General features: G+C 67.2%; 1 pseudogene. It reads left to right on the forward strand.

Features of this window, described 5'->3' with window-relative positions:
- Nucleotides 1-980 (forward strand): annotated as a pseudogene (locus tag WH85_RS52035) (hypothetical protein); the annotation flags it as partial.

Raw genomic sequence — 980 nt, forward strand, 5'->3', positions numbered from 1 at the left:
GCCCGAGCCGAACACGTTCGTCCGGGTCGACAATTCCAGCCTGGAAACCGACATCACCTTCGGCGTGCGTAACGACCCGCAGGGCGACCTGAAGTACACGTCGAAGGAGGGCCGCGGCCTCGCCCAGTCGGTCGCTCAACAGCGACTGTTCCAAGGCATGGACCCGACCGCATTCGGCTCGTTCGACCCCGGCATCGCGATCCAGACGCAGGGTGACCGGCTGCTGCAGAACTACGACCAGTCGGATCCGGACAACATCCCGCAGAGCCACGCGCACGCCGACACCTGGAAGAAGCAGGTCCAGAACTACATCCAGACGTTCTTCCCCGGTGTCGACGCGAACCGGGCCGACGCCCTCACCCAGCTGGCGTTCCAGAGTGTCGAGCCGATCAGCCCGACCACCCGGACCAACCTGCTGAACGACTTCGGGGACCTGCCGAAGGACACCCGGTCCACGCTGGTCAAGGTCGCCGGGAAGACACACCAGGCGCTGGCCGCCAACCCGCACACCCCGTCGCAGGCGCCGCGGCCCTCCCGGTCGGCCCCGGCGACGAGCAGCACGCCGGGCACGGTGCCGATGCAGAACGTGCTGGGCAACCGGGGCAGCCGGTCGTTCCAGAACGCCGTCACCACGTACCAGATCAAGCAGGTCGGAAGTCCGGTGGTCGTCGGGGAGCTCGGTCCCCGCAACGATCACACCGCCGACAAGCCGGCCTATCTGGCCACGGTTCCGGTGGTGCCCGGCGACAACGTCCGCGACATCATCGCGAAGTATTCGCAGGGGTTCACCCCGAACACCGCCGACGGGCGGTTCGGCCTGGTCATCGGCGTCAACGGGTTCGGCCGGTCGTTCTCGGACACCGACATCCAGAACACCGTCGACCAGGTCCGCACCACGAACCCGCCGTTCCCGGTCACCGTGATCGGCTTCTCGTGGAACAACTCGCGGATCGGGCCGAACGATTCACCGGGCCAGGACA

It is taken from the genome of Actinoplanes rectilineatus (genome assembly GCF_000962825.1).
Lineage (GTDB): Bacteria > Actinomycetota > Actinomycetes > Mycobacteriales > Micromonosporaceae > Actinoplanes > Actinoplanes rectilineatus.